The 14,917-nt window shown below is 70.7% G+C and carries 9 protein-coding genes and 1 pseudogene; 5 read left to right on the forward strand and 5 right to left on the reverse strand.

Annotated elements, in window-relative coordinates:
• Positions 1–105 precede the first annotated feature (105 nt).
• Positions 106–1,611, forward strand: coding sequence for a glycoside hydrolase family 43 protein (locus tag ACFXAE_RS24645; protein ID WP_384718503.1), 1,506 nt, complete (start codon positions 106–108; stop codon positions 1,609–1,611).
• Between the two features lie 65 nt (positions 1,612–1,676).
• On the opposite strand, the gene ACFXAE_RS24650 is transcribed toward ACFXAE_RS24645, so the two are convergent.
• Positions 1,677–4,952 carry a LamG-like jellyroll fold domain-containing protein gene (locus tag ACFXAE_RS24650; protein WP_384718505.1) on the reverse strand — a complete coding sequence of 1,092 codons (3,276 nt, stop codon included), beginning with the start codon at positions 4,950–4,952 and terminating at the stop codon, positions 1,677–1,679.
• A 328-nt stretch (positions 4,953–5,280) separates the two neighbouring features.
• Here ACFXAE_RS24650 and ACFXAE_RS24655 point away from each other — a divergent pair, with 328 nt between their 5' ends.
• The gene (locus ACFXAE_RS24655; protein WP_384718507.1) at positions 5,281–6,351 is read left to right on the forward strand and encodes a glycoside hydrolase family 43 protein; all 1,071 of its coding nucleotides are present in this window, start codon (positions 5,281–5,283) and stop codon (positions 6,349–6,351) included.
• A 1-nt stretch (position 6,352) separates the two neighbouring features.
• On the opposite strand, the gene ACFXAE_RS24660 is transcribed toward ACFXAE_RS24655, so the two are convergent.
• Together ACFXAE_RS24660 and ACFXAE_RS24665 are read right to left on the reverse strand one after the other, a co-directional pair.
• Entirely contained in the window at positions 6,353–7,540 is a 1,188-nt protein-coding gene (locus ACFXAE_RS24660) for a GDSL-type esterase/lipase family protein (RefSeq protein WP_384718509.1), read from the reverse strand.
• 51 nt (positions 7,541–7,591) lie between these two features.
• Entirely contained in the window at positions 7,592–8,164 is a 573-nt protein-coding gene (locus ACFXAE_RS24665; protein ID WP_384718511.1) for a TetR/AcrR family transcriptional regulator, read from the reverse strand.
• Positions 8,165–8,282: 118 nt separating this feature from the next.
• Between ACFXAE_RS24665 and ligA the strand changes: the two genes are divergently transcribed.
• On the forward strand, positions 8,283–10,355 hold the full coding sequence (ligA, locus tag ACFXAE_RS24670; RefSeq protein ID WP_384718513.1) for an NAD-dependent DNA ligase LigA: 2,073 nt from the start codon (positions 8,283–8,285) through the stop codon (positions 10,353–10,355).
• 26 nt (positions 10,356–10,381) lie between these two features.
• On the opposite strand, the gene ACFXAE_RS24675 is transcribed toward ligA, so the two are convergent.
• A complete protein-coding gene (locus ACFXAE_RS24675) occupies positions 10,382–10,825 on the reverse strand; it encodes a nuclear transport factor 2 family protein (RefSeq protein ID WP_384718515.1) in 444 nt (147 codons plus the stop codon).
• A 536-nt stretch (positions 10,826–11,361) separates the two neighbouring features.
• Here ACFXAE_RS24675 and ACFXAE_RS24680 point away from each other — a divergent pair.
• Positions 11,362–12,270, forward strand: coding sequence for an SMP-30/gluconolactonase/LRE family protein (locus tag ACFXAE_RS24680; protein WP_384718517.1), 909 nt, complete (start codon positions 11,362–11,364; stop codon positions 12,268–12,270).
• A gap of 234 nt (positions 12,271–12,504) precedes the next feature.
• Positions 12,505–14,379, forward strand: a complete 1,875-nt coding sequence (locus ACFXAE_RS24685) for an ATP-binding cassette domain-containing protein (RefSeq protein WP_384718519.1) — start codon at positions 12,505–12,507, stop codon at positions 14,377–14,379.
• 15 nt (positions 14,380–14,394) lie between these two features.
• Here the strand turns inward: ACFXAE_RS24685 and ACFXAE_RS24690 are convergent.
• A pseudogene (locus ACFXAE_RS24690) lies at positions 14,395–14,797 on the reverse strand (VOC family protein).
• Positions 14,798–14,917: the final 120 nt, after the last annotated feature.

Genomic DNA, 14,917 nt, shown 5'->3' on the forward strand with positions numbered 1-14,917 from the left:
GGGGCCCCGTGAGCGCGCCTAAATCTTCCCCGTGATAAGAGGGGTGGCGGCCCACAGCGGGCCGCCACCGCACCCGTTTTCCCACCCCACTGGAGTTCCTGGACGATGACTGCCAAGACAACCGGACTCGCCGCCAAATGCTGTGCGTTCCTCCTCACCGGCGGCCTGCTGACGATGCTCGCGCCCTCCCCCGCCGCCGCGGCCGTACCCGAGTACACGACCGCCGAGGCCGGCAACCCCTTCGTCGACGGCTGGTACGCCGACCCGGACATCGCGGTCTACGACGGCGCCTACTGGGTCTTCCCCACCACCTCGAGGCCCTACGACCAGCAGACCCACCTGGACGCCTTCTCCTCCACCGACCTGGTCCACTGGACCAAGCACAGCGAGATCCTCACCAAGGCGAGCATCTCGTGGGCCGAGCGCGCGATGTGGGCGCCCGCCCCGATCGAACGCAACGGCAAGTACTACCTGTACTTCGCCGCCAACGACATCCAGAACGACTCCCAGCTCGGCGGGATCGGGGTGGCCGTCGCCGACCGTCCCGAGGGCCCGTACGAGGACGCCATCGGACGGCCGCTCATCTCGCGGTTCCACAACGGGGCCCAGCCCATCGACCAGGACGTCTTCATCGACGACGACGGCCAGGCGTACATGTACTACGGCGGCTGGGGCCACGCCAACGTCGTCAAGCTCAACCCGGACATGACCAGCCTCGGCACCTTCGCCGACGGATCGACCTACAAGGAGATCACCCCGGCCGACTACGTCGAGGGCCCGCAGATGTTCAAGCGGGGCGGGAAGTACTACCTGATGTGGTCCGAGGGAGGCTGGACGGGGCCCGACTACTCCGTGTCGTACGCCATCTCCGACTCGCCGACCGGGCCCTTCGAGAAGATCGACAAGGTACTCGCCCAGGATCCGGCGGTCGCCAAGGGCTCCGGCCACAACTCGGTCGTCAATGTGCCCGGCACCGACATCTGGTACATCTTCTACCACCGGCGCCCGCTCAGCGAGACGGACGGCAACCACCGTCAACTGGCCTACGACCGCATGCACTTCCGCGCCGACGGCACCATCGAGCGCATCGAGATGAAGGTGCGGGACAACTTCGCCGACGGCAACGCGCTGGGCTGGAAGACCCACGGCGGGTCCTGGGCGGCGGCCGGCGGGCGCTACCGGGCGGGCCGCTCGCTCGGAGGCAAGGCACTGCTCGACACGAACTTCGCCGACTTCACCCACGACGTCGACGTCACGCCGGCCTCGGGCAGGGGCGACGCCGGTCTGGTGTTCCGGGCGACCCGGCCGGGAACCGGCGTCGACGCCTACTCCGGGTACTACGCGGGCATCGGAGCGGACGGCAAGGTGGTCCTCGGACGGGCGAACGACTCCTGGACCCCGCTGGGAACAGCCCGGATGTCCATCGCCCCCGGCTCGACCCACCGGCTGCGGGTCACGGCCGTCGGCTCGTCCATCAAGGTGTACGTCGACGACCTGCTGACACCGAGGATCTCGGTCACCGACGACACGTTCCGCAGCGGCGCCAACGGCGTCCGCGTCTTCGACACCGCCGCCTCCTTCGACAACGTGGCGATCAGCCCCGCGCAGTGAACCGGCGCGGTCCCGGCGGGAGGGCGTCACCCTACCGCCGGGACCGCCGGCCGCTTGGCGCGGGACTACGGCGCCTCCTGGTCGTGGAGGGCGCTCACCTCCTCGGCGGTGAGCGCCTTGTCGTAGGCGCGGACCTGGTCCACCGAGCCGTTCCAGAAGTCGGTGTTCTGGCCGTTCCACTGGGCGCGGCCCACGGCGAGCGGCCCGGAGCCGACGTAGGCGGGGCCGGCCGTGGAGGTCGCGGCCCGCTTGCCGTCGACGTAGAGCGTGATCTGGTTCGTCGCGTCGTCACGCACACCGACCAGGTGGTACCAGCGGTCGGTCTCGGGCCTGGTCTCCAGCCGGGCGCGCTGCCCGTCGGGCGTGCTGAACGCGAAGGCACCCTGTCCGTACTGCAGGTAGAACGGGCTCGCCTGGCGGCGTCCGTCCTGGCTGACGGCGGTCGCGTAGTTGCCGGGGAGCGCGTCGAGGGTGACCCAGGCGGAGATCGTGTAGCTGCCGGTGGTGTCGAGCACCGGTCCTTCGGTCTGGGCGTACTGTCCCTGGCCGTCGAACTTCAGCGCGCTGCCGCTGACCCCGTCCGTCCAGCCGGTGCCCTCGCTCAGCTTCAGCGGCAGGCTGTTGGGGCCGTCGTCCTTCGCGGTGGTGCCGGTGCCCTCGTCGAGGGACCAGGAGCCGCCGCCCTTCAGCGGCTTGTGCTCGCCGGCCGCGGCACCGGCCGCGATGACCTTGCGGTTGATCTCGCGCACCGGGCCCGGGTCGACCTTGATCTCACGGCGGTCGTAGGTGTAGAGGCCGTTGAGTTCGTTCTCCAGGTCGGAGATCTGGGTGTAGACCGAACCGGAGAGTTCCGCGCCCGCCTGGTCGAGGTAGAACTTCTCGGTGTTCTCGACGTACTTGCGGGTCAGCGCCGCCTTGTCCGCCACGCCGCTGTAGATCACGGTCGGCGTGCCCGGCCACATGTGGCCAGGGGTGCGCAGGGTGAAGCCGCCGTGCTCGCCGTCCATCGCCGCCCGGTGGTCGGGGAAGGGCGGGTCGTCGTTGTTGTAGTCGTGGTGGTCGATGATGTCGCCCTTGCCCGAGTCACCCTTGGAGTTGCAGCAGTTGACACCGCTGTGGGCGTTGACGATCCGGGACGGGTCGGCGGCCTTCACCGACTCGGCGATACGGCCGCTCTCCTCGCGGTTCCACTCGCCCCAGCCCTCGTTGAAGACGATCCAGCCGATGACGGAGGGCGAGTTGTGGTGCTGGCGCATCATCTCCCGGCCCTGGTCGACGAAGGCCTTCTGCCCGGTCTCGTTGGTGAGGTTCCCGGAGACGAAGTCCTGCCAGACCAGCAGACCGAGCTTGTCCGCGTGGTAGAACCAGCGCGGCGATTCCACCTTGATGTGCTTGCGGACCGCGTTGAAGCCGAGCTCCTTGTGCGCCTGAAGGTCGAAGGCGAGCGCGGCGTCGCTGGGCGGGGTGTAGAGGCCGTCGGGCCAGAAGCCCTGGTCGAGGGTGGCGAGGGAGAAGACCGGCTTGCCGTTGAGCACCAGCTTCTGGTAGCCGCCGACGTTCTCGATGCCGATCTCGCGCATGCCGAAGTAGCCGGCGACCTTGTCGGTCGACCTGCCGTCGGTCAGCTTGACGTCGAGGTCGTAGAGGTAGGGGTCGTCCGGGCTCCACAGGTGCTGCTTGGCCACCGGCAGGCTCAGCTTGCTGTTGGCCGGACCGCTGACCCGGCCGACGACCTTGCCGCGGGCGTCACGGGCCACGGCCTCGACCCGGGCCCTGGAGGAGGCGTCGTCGGACTCGACGGTCACCGCCAGGCTGCTGGTGTCGATGTCGGGCGTGGTGACGACGTTGTCAATGGAGGTGTCGGCGACGGGCTCCATCCAGACGGTCTGCCAGATGCCGGACGACTGGGTGTAGAAGATGCCGCCGGGGTTGGTGGACTGCTTGCCCGTCGGCTGGTCGGCACCACCGGTGTCGGTGACCGCGACGACGATCTCCTGCTTGCCCCGGCCCTTGAGGGCGTCGGTGATGTCGGCGCTGAAGGCGTTGTAGCCGCCGGTGTGTTCGGTGACCTTCTCGCCGTTGACCCAGACGGTGGCCCGGTAGTCCACGGCGCCGAAGTTGAGCTTCAGCCGGTCGGCCCGGCCGCTCTTGCCGACCTTCCAGCTCCTCGGCACGTCCACGAGCTTGCGGTAGAACATGTGGTCCTCGTGCCGCTCGAGCCCGGAGAGCTGCGACTCGACCGGGAACGGCACGATGATCTTCTCGTCCAGGTCCTTGCCGAAGACCGGCTGCTCGCCGGCCTTCGCGCCGCTGAACTGCCAGGGTCCGTTGAGGTTCTTCCACTTGGTGCGGACCTGCTGCGGGCGGGGGTACTCCGGCAGCGGGTTCTTCGTGTCGACCTTGTCGCCCCACGGGGTGGTGATGCGGTGGGTGGAGGTGTTCGTGGCGTAGCGGACGATCCGGGGCACGGTCTTGCCGCCGGCCGTGAGGCCGCCCTCGCCGTCGTAGGTGAACCGGACCTGCTGGTCCTTCTGGATCGGCTCGGAGAGTGTGATCAGGAGGGAGTCGGGGTCGCCGGGGTCGGCCGCCACCGACTTGACAGGCATGGCGGTCGTGTCGGCTTCGATCTTGAGGTGGCCGGCCACCCCGGTGAGGTCGCTCACCGGGTCCTCGAACCGGGCGCGCAGTTTCCGGCCGTCCTCGGTGACGGTCGGTTCCACCGGGAAGACCTCGAAACCGGCGGGCGGGGTGAACGCCGTCGTCGGCACGAGCTGCTTGGGCATCGTCGGCGTCGACCAGCGCAGGAACATGTTGGCGCCGCCGACGTCCTGGAACATCTCCATGCGGAAGTCGTGCTTCTCGCCGGCGGTCAGCCTGACCGCCGCGCTGGTCTGTTCCTTGTCCCAGTCGCCCACCCAGTGGTCGATGACGGGTTCGTCGTCGATGAAGAGCCGGAACCCGTTGTCGCCGATGGCGTGGAAGGTGTACTCGCCGGTCTCCGGTGCCTCGATCTGCCCGGTCCAGCGGGCGGTCGTGTGCTCCGTCCGCCCGGTCAGTTCCTCGAAGGTGCCGGTCAGTCCGGAGAAGTTGATCTGCGGCTCGAGCAGGGTGCCGCCGAGTTCGGCGAAGTCCCGGGCGCCCGGTGCCGACATGCTGAAGTACTCGCCCTTCAGGCCGTGCACCACGACATCGGCGTCGGCGGCGGTCCGGCCGACGGACACTCCGGCCATCGGCACGGCGGCCGACGCGGCGGGCGCCAGGGCGCCCGTGGACAGGGCCAGGGCGGCCACGGTCAGCAGAGCCCACGATCTGGATCCCGGGCGGGTGAGTTGTCTTGTCATCGAACCTTTCCTCGCGCAGAGGGCATGGGGCCAGGACGAAACAGGGGTGGCCGTCGGCTCGGCCGACCCTTCATTCCAACGTTGGAAATCCGGTGTGCAGCGGAATGACAACACGCCGCCCGACGGCTGTCCAGGCTTCGCACACAGCTGACGGCTCGTCAGCACATGTGTTTCCACGACGGGATGGCGGTTCGCGCGGCGGCGACTCGGCCCTGCGGGCTCTCTTGACATGTCCGACACCAGTCACCATCCTGTGGGGCATATTTCATCGATGTAAACCTCGGCGCGGAGGTGACGGGACACGATGGCCAGGCTCCCCAACGGGACGATGAGACTCTCTCGCCGTCCGGCCGGCGTCGTCGGCTTCGTGCTGTCCGGCGTTCTCGCCGCCGCGTTGACCCTGACGTCCGCGGAGCCCGCCCGGGCGGACCGGACCGGCCTGCGCGCCGCGGACCCGAGCGTGCTCCGGGTCGGCGGCACGTACATCTCCGTGCAGTCGGCCGGAGGAGGCCTCGTCGTACGGCAGGCCCCCTCGACGGCCGCTCTGGACTCGGCGACCCCGCGGCAGGTCTGGTCGGACACGCGCGGCCGCGGTGAGGTCTGGGCGCCGGAGATCGTGCGGGACGGCGGCCGCTACTACATCTACTTCACGGCCGGGCGCGGCGCGGCCCACCGGATGTACGTGATCAGCTCCGCCAGCCCGGCCGGCGGCTACTCCGCCGAGACGGAACTGGCCCTGCCCGACGACAAGTGGGCCATCGACGGGACCTTGTTCACCTTCAACGGTCAGCGCTGGTTCGTCTGGTCCGGCTGGGCCGGGGACACCGACGTCGAACAGAACCTGTACATCGCCCGGATGAGCAGTCCGACCACACCGACCGGCGCGCGGTACGTCATCTCGCAGCCCCGGGAGAGCTGGGAGCGGGTGGTCGGCAACCCGTTCATCAACGAGGGCCCCGAGCCCATCAAGGACCCCAACGGGCAGCTGCACATCGCGTACTCCGCCAACGGCAGCTGGAGCGACCAGTACTGCCTGGCCGACCTGCGGTTGCGGGCCGGCGGCGATCCGACGTACGTGTGGGACTGGTACAAGTCCAACGGCTGCCTGTTCGGCTCCAACAGGGCCACGATGATGGCCGGCTGGGATCCGACGCTGCACGTGAACGGCCCCGGCCATCACACCTTCGTCCTGCTCGACGGAGACATCGACACGAGCCCGCCGGCCGGCCCGCGGTTCCCCCTGATGTTCCATGCCGTCCCGAAGGGAACGCCGTACGCCTGGGAGAACCGCTTCTGGTACACCGGCACCTTCGCGTGGTGGGGCAGCACGACCTACAGCCGCGCCAACGTCCCCGGCCCCGACACCGACACCGGCTGGAGCCTGAAGTTCTTCGAGTAGGTCAGCGCCGGCGGCCGGTGAACGGGCCGCCGGCCGCGAAGGCGTGGGCGGCGAAGCGTTCCCCGATGCGGCGGTGCGCGGCCGCGTCCGGGTGGAGCCGGTCGGGCAGCGGCAGCTCGGCGTGGTCCGCCTCGCCGTAGAGGTCACGGCCGTCGAGGTGGTGCAGGTTCGGGTCGTCCGCCGCACGCTGTGCCACGATGCGCTTCAGCTCGTCGCGGATGACGTTGAGCGTCAGCTTGCCCGCGGCCCGTTCCGCGGGATCACCGACGGCGGTGAACAGGAGCTGCCCCTCGCCGAGCCGGCTGAAGTCGTAGGCGGTGGGGCCGGGTGTGTCCTCGTGGAGAGGGCACAGGATGGGTGAGACGACCAGCAGCGGTACGGTGGGGTGGCCGTCGCGGATGGTGTCGAGGAAGCCGTGGACGGCGGGCGTGAAGGCGCGCAGCCGCATCAGGTCGGCGTTGACCAGGTTGATGCCGATCTTGACGCTGATCAGGTCGGCGGGCGTGTCGCGCATGGTGCGTGCGACGAACGGGTCGAGCAGGGCGCTGCCGCCGAACCCCAGGTTGACCAGTTCCACGCCGCCCTGCGCGGCGGCGAGCGCGGGCCATGTGGTGGTGGGGCTCGCGGCGTCGGAGCCGTGGCTGATGGAGCTGCCGTGGTGCAGCCAAGTGCGGCGTCCACAGGCGGGTGCGGGCTCGACGGGGGCGTCGGTGCGCAGGGCGACGAGTTCGGTGGTCTCGTTGTGCGGCAGCCAGATCTCGACGGTCTTGTCGCCCTCGGACAGGCCGGTGAAGCGGAGGGTGGCGACGGGGCCGGTACCGCGCTCGGCGGTTCCGGTGCTCATGTCGATGGTCAGGGTGTTGCCACCGGTCGCGACCGCCCGGCCTGCCGGGCGTCCGTCGACCAGCAGGTCGTACAGGCCGTCCGGGCGGGGCGGAGCCCCCGCGTAGACCCGCTTGGTGGGCAGCGTGTCGAGCTCGACGGTGGTCGCCCTGGTGCGGAAGACCAGCCGCACTCCGGAGGGCTGGGACTCGGCCATGGCGAGCTGTCCGTCGGCGTTCTGGGCGCGGGCCCAGGAGGGCAGGCGGTGGGGCAGCACCCCCTTCGCGGTGTGCTCCAGGTCGAGGGCGCCGCGCACGAGGTCCGCGGTGACGGGTGTGGTGGTCCAGGTGCGCGGGGTGGAGGGCATCGCTTCGTTCCGTCTGTCGGGGCGGGTGGATGAACGGGGTGGACGGCGCCGTCAGGGCGCGGGCCAGGTGCGCAGCAGGGCGTCCAGCGCGTCGAGGACGCGTGTCCACGTCTCCTGCGTGTCGGGGGCGCTGTGGCTGAACCCGCCGCCCATCTCCAGGCTGACGTAACCGTGGAAGACGCTGCCCAGCAGGCGGACCGCGTGGGTCTGGTCCGGTTCCGTCAGGTCGTAGCCACGCAGGAGGGCACGGGTCATCTGTGCGTGCCGCACTCCCGCACTGCCCGCGGCGGCCTCCGGACCGAGCCGGAACTGGGCGGCGGCGTAACGGCCGGGATGCTCACGCGCGTAGTCGCGGTAGACGTTCGCCAGGGCGGTCAGGGCGTCCTTGCCGGCCCGTCCGGCCAGGGCGTCGGCGGCACGGTCGGCGAGCTCCTCCAGCGCGAGCAGGGCGATCCGCGTCTTGAGTTCGTGGGAGTTCTTCAGATGGGAGTACAGGCTCGCCACCTTGACGTCGAAACGCCGGGCGAGCTCCGAGACGGTCACCCGGTCGAAGCCGACCTCGTCGGCGAGCTCGGCCCCCGCCCGGGTCAGGCGTTCGGGGGTGAGTCCTGCACGCGCCGCCATAACCATCCTCCCAATCAACTGAATCGATTATGCATTCACCTAAAGTGTTTAGGCAAATGGAACCGGCCGTGATCACCGGCGGACCTCGTTGTCAGTGGTGGGAGGCAAGATGCGACGCATGACAACACCTGCAGCAGTGATCGTGGATGCCGCCGCCTACGCGCAGGCGGTCGAGGACGCCGTGCGCGCGTCGGCCGCCTATTACGAGGGCGGCACCTCGCCGCTGGACGACGACACGTACGACCGGCTGGTACGCGGGATCGCCGACTGGGAGGCGGAGCATCCCGACGGGATACTCCCCGACTCCCCCACCGGGAAGGTCGCCGGTGGGGCGGTGGAGGGCGACGTCCCGCACACGGTGCCGATGCTCAGCCTCGACAACGTGTTCTCCGCCGAGGAGTTCACCGCCTGGACCGCGTCCCTGTCCCGCCGCATCGGCCACGACGCGACACGCTTCAGTGTGGGGCCGAAGCTGGACGGGCTCGCGATCGCCGCCCGCTACAGCGAAGGCCGTCTCACCCGGCTGATCACCCGCGGGGACGGGACGGCCGGGGAGGACGTCTCGCACGCGATCAGCACCATCGAGGGACTGCCCGAGAAGCTGGACGAGCCGGTCACCGTGGAGGTGCGCGGCGAAGTCCTCATGACGGCGGCCCAGTTCGAGTACGCCAACGAGGTGCGCACCGGTCACGGCGGGCAGCCGTTCGCCAACCCGCGCAACGCGGCCGCGGGCACCCTGCGGGCGAAGGAGCGGCTCTACACGGTGCCGATGACGTTCTTCGGCTACGGACTGCTGCCGCTGCCGGACACCGGCTCCGCCCTCGCCGGGAAGCTGAACGAGCTCGCGCACAGCGATCTGATGGCGCTGGCGGGCGACCTCGGGGTGCACACCAGCGCCCGTACGGCGGTCCCGGACGTCGTCGCCGGGACGCCCGAGGAGGTCCTGGTCCGGGTGAAGGAGATCGCCGCGCTCCGCGCCGAGCTGCCGTTCGGCATCGACGGGATCGTCATCAAGGCCGACCTCGCCGAGGACCAGCGGGCCGCGGGGTCCGGCTCGCGCGCACCGCGCTGGGCGATCGCCTACAAACTGCCGGCCGTGGAGAAGATCACCCGGCTGCTGGAGGTGGAGTGGAACGTCGGCCGCACCGGGATCATCGCGCCGCGCGGTGTCCTCGAACCGGTCGTCATCGACGGCTCCACCATCACCTACGCCACCCTGCACAACCCGGCCGACATCACCCGCCGTGACCTGCGCCTCGGCGACCACGTCATGGTGCACCGCGCGGGTGACGTCATCCCGCGCATCGAGGCTCCGGTCGCCCATCTGCGCACGGGCGAGGAGCGGCCGGTCGAGTTCCCGGCGCAGTGTCCGCGCTGCGGTTCGGACATCGACACCGGCGAGGAGCGCTGGCGGTGCGCCCAGGGCCGCAACTGCCACCTCGTCGCCTCCCTCGCCTACGCCGCCGGCCGCGACCAGCTCGACATCGAAGGCCTCGGCGCCACCCGGGTGGTACAGCTGGTCGAGGCGGGCCTGGTGACCGATCTCGCCGATCTGTTCACCCTGCGGCGCGAGCAGTTGCTCGCCCTGGAGCGGATGGGCGAGACCAGCACCGACAATCTGCTCGCCGCGCTCGCCAAGGCCAGGGAGCAGCCACTGTCGCGGGTCCTGTGCGCGCTGGGCGTGCGCGGCACCGGCAGGTCCATGTCACGGCGTATCGCCCGCTACTTCGCCACCATGGACGACATCCGCGCGGCCGACGCCGAGTCGATGCAGCGGGTCGAGGGCATCGGGGCGGAGAAGGCGCCCTCGATCGTCGCGGAGCTGGCCGAACTCGCTCCGCTCATCGACAAACTGGCCGCCGCCGGCGTCAACATGACGGAGCCCGGGGCCACTCCGCCACCGCCCGCGGGTGCCGAGGCCGACGGCCCGGCCGAAGGCGGTCCGCTGACCGGGATGACGGTGGTGGTCACCGGCGCGATGACCGGGAGGCTGGAGAAGCTCTCCCGCAACGAGATGAACGAACTCGTCGAACGGGCCGGCGGACGCTCCTCCTCCAGCGTCTCCAAGAAGACCGGCCTCGTGGTCGCCGGCGAGGGCGCCGGTTCCAAGCGCGCGAAGGCCGAACAGCTCGGCATCCGTCTCGCCACCCCGGAGGAGTTCGCCGCCATGGTCGCCGAACTCCTCGGCTGAGCCGGGCGTCGGCCCGCGCCCGGCCGTCAGGGTGCGGCGCAGGCCTCGGCGATGGACAGGCTGTTCTCGTAGAGGTGGTGACGGGTGATCCGGCCGCCCTCCACGGTGAGGCGCAGGGCGAACGGGCCCTGGAAGGACCGTCCCGTCGCCCGTACCGTCCCCGACAGATGCCCCATCAGGACCGCGTCCTTCCCGTCGACGAGGAAGGCGCCGACGGAGGCACGCGCGTCCTCGGGCACGGTGTGCTCCATCAACTCCGTGAACTGGGCCGCGCATTCGGCGGCAGTGGAGCGAGGGCGGATCCACGGGACGGCGGGATTGTCGGCGAGCAGCCAGTCGACCTCGTCGGCGAAGAGCGCGACGAGCCGTCCGGTGTCCCCGGCCGACCGGGCGGCGAGGAACTCCCGCACGACGGCCCGGGTGGCCTCGGCGTCGGAATGCGTGGTGGTGGCGGGGATACGGGTGGACATGACGCTCTCCTCGCGGCTGCGGCCGGATTCCGGCACGGGGTCTCGGTGTCTCGGTGGACGTGCTTGATCCTGCCGGAGGAGGAAGGAGCGGGTCGATTACCTCGGGCGTCATGCCCGGGCCGGGGCGGGGCCGCGTCCCGGGTGAGCGCGCGGACCGCGCGGCCGAGGGCGAGGAGGCCGGCGACGACCTGACAACCGGCGGTTCCGGGTGCACGTCGGCGAAGAAGTGGCCGCCGCTCCCGGGGGAGAGCGGCCCCCGGGCATCCTCGTCCGGTTCCCACATCCACTGCCGTTCGCCCCTGCCGGGCCGGGGATCGAGACGGAGGCGCTCGTCACCGGCGGTCCGGACGGCGCCACGGCCGCAGCGGCGCGCCGCTCCGCACCTCCGGCCGACCGACGCCGGTACCGTCGCGCCCTCCGGCCGCGTACGGACGGCGCCGCCGGGGCGCCGTACGCCCCCGCCGCGGCCCACCGGGACAGTGCGACCGGCCGACGGCCGATAATCCAGTTCCGATCACTCTCGACGAGGGGACGCCATGCCGAGCAACGGCCCGTACGAAATCCTGGACGACCGCTTCCGTACCGGACGCTGCGCGAACGGTGACAGCAGGCTGGAGGTCCTGTACGACGGCTGCCGTTGGGCCGAGGGGCCGCTGTATCTGCCCGCCTGGCGCCAGCTGGTCTGGAGCGACATCCCCAACGACCGCATCCTGCGCTGGGACGAGGCCACCGGCACGGTCGGGGTCTTCCGCACCCCGGCCGGTCACAGCAACGGAAACACCCTCGACCGGCGGGGCCGGCTGGTCACCTGCGAGCAGGGCAACCGCCGCGTCACCCGCACCGAGCCCGACGGGACCGTGACCGTCCTCGCCGACCGGTACGCCGGCAAGCGGCTCAACAGCCCGAACGACTCCGTCGTACGCTCCGACGGCACGATCTGGTTCTCCGACCCGGACTTCGGCATCACCAGCGACTACGAGGGCCATCGCGCCGAGTCCGAGATCGGCGCGTGCAACGTGTACCGGATCGACCCGGTCTCGGGGGAGGTCCACCTCGCCGCGGACGGGTTCTCCGGCCCCAACGGGGTCGTCCTGTCCCCCGACGAGAAGCGGCTCTACGTCTCCGACTCGCGGGCCGCCCGGATCCATGTGTACGGCATCCGCGAGGACGGCAGCCTGTCCGGCGGCGACGTCTTCGCCGAGGCCCGCGGCGACGTCCGCTTCGACAACATCCGCTTCGACGACGAGGGCCGCCTGTGGGCGGCGGCACTCGACGACGGCGTGCACTGCTACGACCCCGACGGCACCCTCATCGGCAGGCTGCGCGTGCCCGAGCCCGTCTCCAACATCGCCTTCGGCGGCCCGAAGAACAACCGCCTGTTCATCACGGCCACCACCTCCCTGTACTCCCTGGTGATGTCGGTGACCGGGGCTCCGCGCCTCTGAACGAGCCGCACGAGAACCCCATCCGTCGCACGGGCATCGGCGGTCGGCGTTTCGGCCACCCGGATCCGCGCACGAATCCCCGCCGCTCAAGGACCGGCGCCTCTCCCGCCCCCGGGCACCGCGCCCCGCACGGAATTCGCTTCGTCCGAAACACCTGTGTTCGATATCGCTCCCTGCCTCGTTGAGCCTCGTGCCATCGCCTTCACGCCATCGACCAGGCAGGGAGAAGTGCCGTTGACCCGCAAGACCGCCCAGTCCGTCCCGCCCCCGCCGCCCGCCGAGATCACGTACTCCGGCCACTACTCCGTCAACCCGCTCGGCCAGGTCGGCTTCCGCTCCCTGTGCTCCCAGCTCCCCTCCGTCCTGCGCCGGATCACCGCCATGGCGTGGCGGACCGACCGTCGGGCCGTGGTCCTGCTCCTCACCTGCCAGCTGGTCACGGGCGTGTCGGCGGCGGTGCTGCTGGCGGCCACGGCGAGCGCCATGAGCCCGGTCCTCGGGACGGGCACGGTCGCGGACCGCCTGCACCGGGCGCTCCCCGCGCTCGTCGTCGTCGCGGCGGCGAGCGCCGTCACCCGCGCGTCGGCGGCCCTGGCCATGTACGCCGAACGGCGGATCACGCCCCGGCTGTCGACGGAGACCGACTCGGCGCTGGTCGAGGCCGTCTGCCGGGTCGAGGCCGCGGCGTACGCCACGGACGGCTTCTCCGACCGCCAGGAGGCGGCCGAGATGGGCGTGATGCGCACACACGTGATGGTCATGGACGCCCAGCGCTTCATGGCCGCGCTGATCAGGATGCTCACGGCCGGCGGCGTCCTGTCCGTACTCAACCCCCTGATGCTGCCCCTGCTCCTGCTGGCCGTGGCCCCCGCCGGAGTGGGAGCCGTCCTCACCGCGCGCGTCGACTACGAGATCCACTACGCGAACGTCGCGGACCGCAACGTGCGCGGGATGACCCGCTGGTGGGCGACCACGCCGAAGTACGCGGACGAGGTCCGCGCCAACGGCATGACCGACTACCTCCTGTACTGGTACCGCGCCCTGTCGGAGCGGGTCGACCAGCGGTCCCTGACCGCCGCTCCCCGGACCCTGCGCATCGCGCTGGTGTCCTCCGTCGCCAGTGGGGCGTTCCTGGCCGCCACCTGGGGGATGCTCGCCTGGCTGGCCGTCACCGGGCGGATCGCACCGGCCGTCGCCGCCACGGCCGTCGTCGCGGTCCAGACGACCCTGGCGGCACTGTCCCAGGTCGTCGTCAACGGAGCGGCGGTGTTCCACACCAGCCTGTACCTCAGCGACATGCAGGCGTTCTTCGACGACGCCGCCGCGCGGGCGCCCGAGCGGGGCCCGCACATCGTCCGGGCCCCGGTGGAGGAGATCCGGCTGGACGAGGTCACCTATCAGTACCCCGGCAAGGACAGGCCCGCCGTCGACGGTGTCTCGCTGACCCTGCGGCGGGGGGAGATCCTCGCCGTGGTCGGCGTGAACGGCTCCGGCAAGAGCACCCTGACCCGGCTGATCACCGGCATCTACCTCGCGGACAAGGGCCGGGTCAGCTGGGACGGCACCGACATCGCCCACGCCGATCCGGCCACGGTGTGGGAGTGCACCGGCCTGGTGCCGCAGATCTTCGCCCAGTGGCCCCTGCGGGTGCGGGAGAACGTGACGCTGGGGCAGCCGAGGAGCCTCGACGACGGGGAGGTGTGGGAAGCGGTCGACGCGGTCGGAATGCGCGACGCCGTCGAGGACCTGCCCGCTCGCCTCGACACCCTCCTGGCCCGTGAGATCTTCGGCGGTGCCGAACTCTCCGGCGGCCAGTGGCAGCGCCTGGCCTGCTCCCGGGCCCTGTACCGTCGCCCGCCGCTGCTGATCCTGGACGAGCCCACCTCCCAGATGGACCCGCGTGGTGAGCACGGCATCTTTGAGAAGATCAAGGCGATCTCGGGCGACCGCATCACGATCGTCGTCACTCACCGTCTGGAGAACACCAAGATCGCCGATCACATCGTCGTCATGGAAAAGGGGCGGATCACCGAACACGGCACCTACGACGATCTCGTCCACGCCGCCGGCACCTTCGCCGACCTCCTCCGCCTGTCCCGGGACCGCTGAGAACAGCGGCGCTTCTCACGCGACCGGCTCACCGACGCCCAGCAGGTCGCCCTCGCCGAACGCGGAAACAGGCTCCGCGTTCGGCGAGGGCACCCTTGCTCGGGTAGTTGCCGTCGATGTCGGCGATGCCGTCGGTGGTGCGGAACCCGGGCACGTCGACGTCTTCGAACACCACGCCGCGCCGCTTGAGTTCCGCCACGACGCCTTCGATGTCGTCGACCTCGAACGCCCTCTGGGTGAAGGTGCCCGAGGAGGCCCCCGTCGACCGGAAGAGCACGAAATCCGCGACCTCGCATCGGTGGAGGAGTCCGCCGGGCCGTTCGTCGACGGGTTCCGGACCGAGCCGTTCGGCGTAGAAGCGCCGGGCCCGGCCGAGGTCCCGGGCCGGCAGCCTGGTCGCCACGCGGGCCCGGGCCAGGGTGTTCTCGTCGTGTGCGTTCGTGCCTCCACCGTGCCGTGAGCGGCGGGCACGTTCCGCGGTGCGCGCCCAAGGTGTCAGCCGGTTGGCCCGGGCCCTTGGGCGACGATGTTCGGGAGG

This window comes from Streptomyces sp. NPDC059454 (genome assembly GCF_042749965.1).
Lineage (GTDB): Bacteria > Actinomycetota > Actinomycetes > Streptomycetales > Streptomycetaceae > Streptomyces.

Bases quoted from the DNA above. Each gene is read 5' to 3' on its own strand.
- ACFXAE_RS24645 (WP_384718503.1), top strand. From the start codon at position 106: ATGACTGCCAAGACAACCGGACTCGCCGCCAAATGCTGTGCGTTCCTC.
- ACFXAE_RS24650 (WP_384718505.1), bottom strand. From the start codon at position 4,952: ATGACAAGACAACTCACCCGCCCGGGATCCAGATCGTGGGCTCTGCTG.
- ACFXAE_RS24655 (WP_384718507.1), top strand. From the start codon at position 5,281: ATGAGACTCTCTCGCCGTCCGGCCGGCGTCGTCGGCTTCGTGCTGTCC.
- ACFXAE_RS24660 (WP_384718509.1), bottom strand. From the start codon at position 7,540: ATGCCCTCCACCCCGCGCACCTGGACCACCACACCCGTCACCGCGGAC.
- ACFXAE_RS24665 (WP_384718511.1), bottom strand. From the start codon at position 8,164: ATGGCGGCGCGTGCAGGACTCACCCCCGAACGCCTGACCCGGGCGGGG.
- ligA (WP_384718513.1), top strand. From the start codon at position 8,283: ATGACAACACCTGCAGCAGTGATCGTGGATGCCGCCGCCTACGCGCAG.
- ACFXAE_RS24675 (WP_384718515.1), bottom strand. From the start codon at position 10,825: ATGTCCACCCGTATCCCCGCCACCACCACGCATTCCGACGCCGAGGCC.
- ACFXAE_RS24680 (WP_384718517.1), top strand. From the start codon at position 11,362: ATGCCGAGCAACGGCCCGTACGAAATCCTGGACGACCGCTTCCGTACC.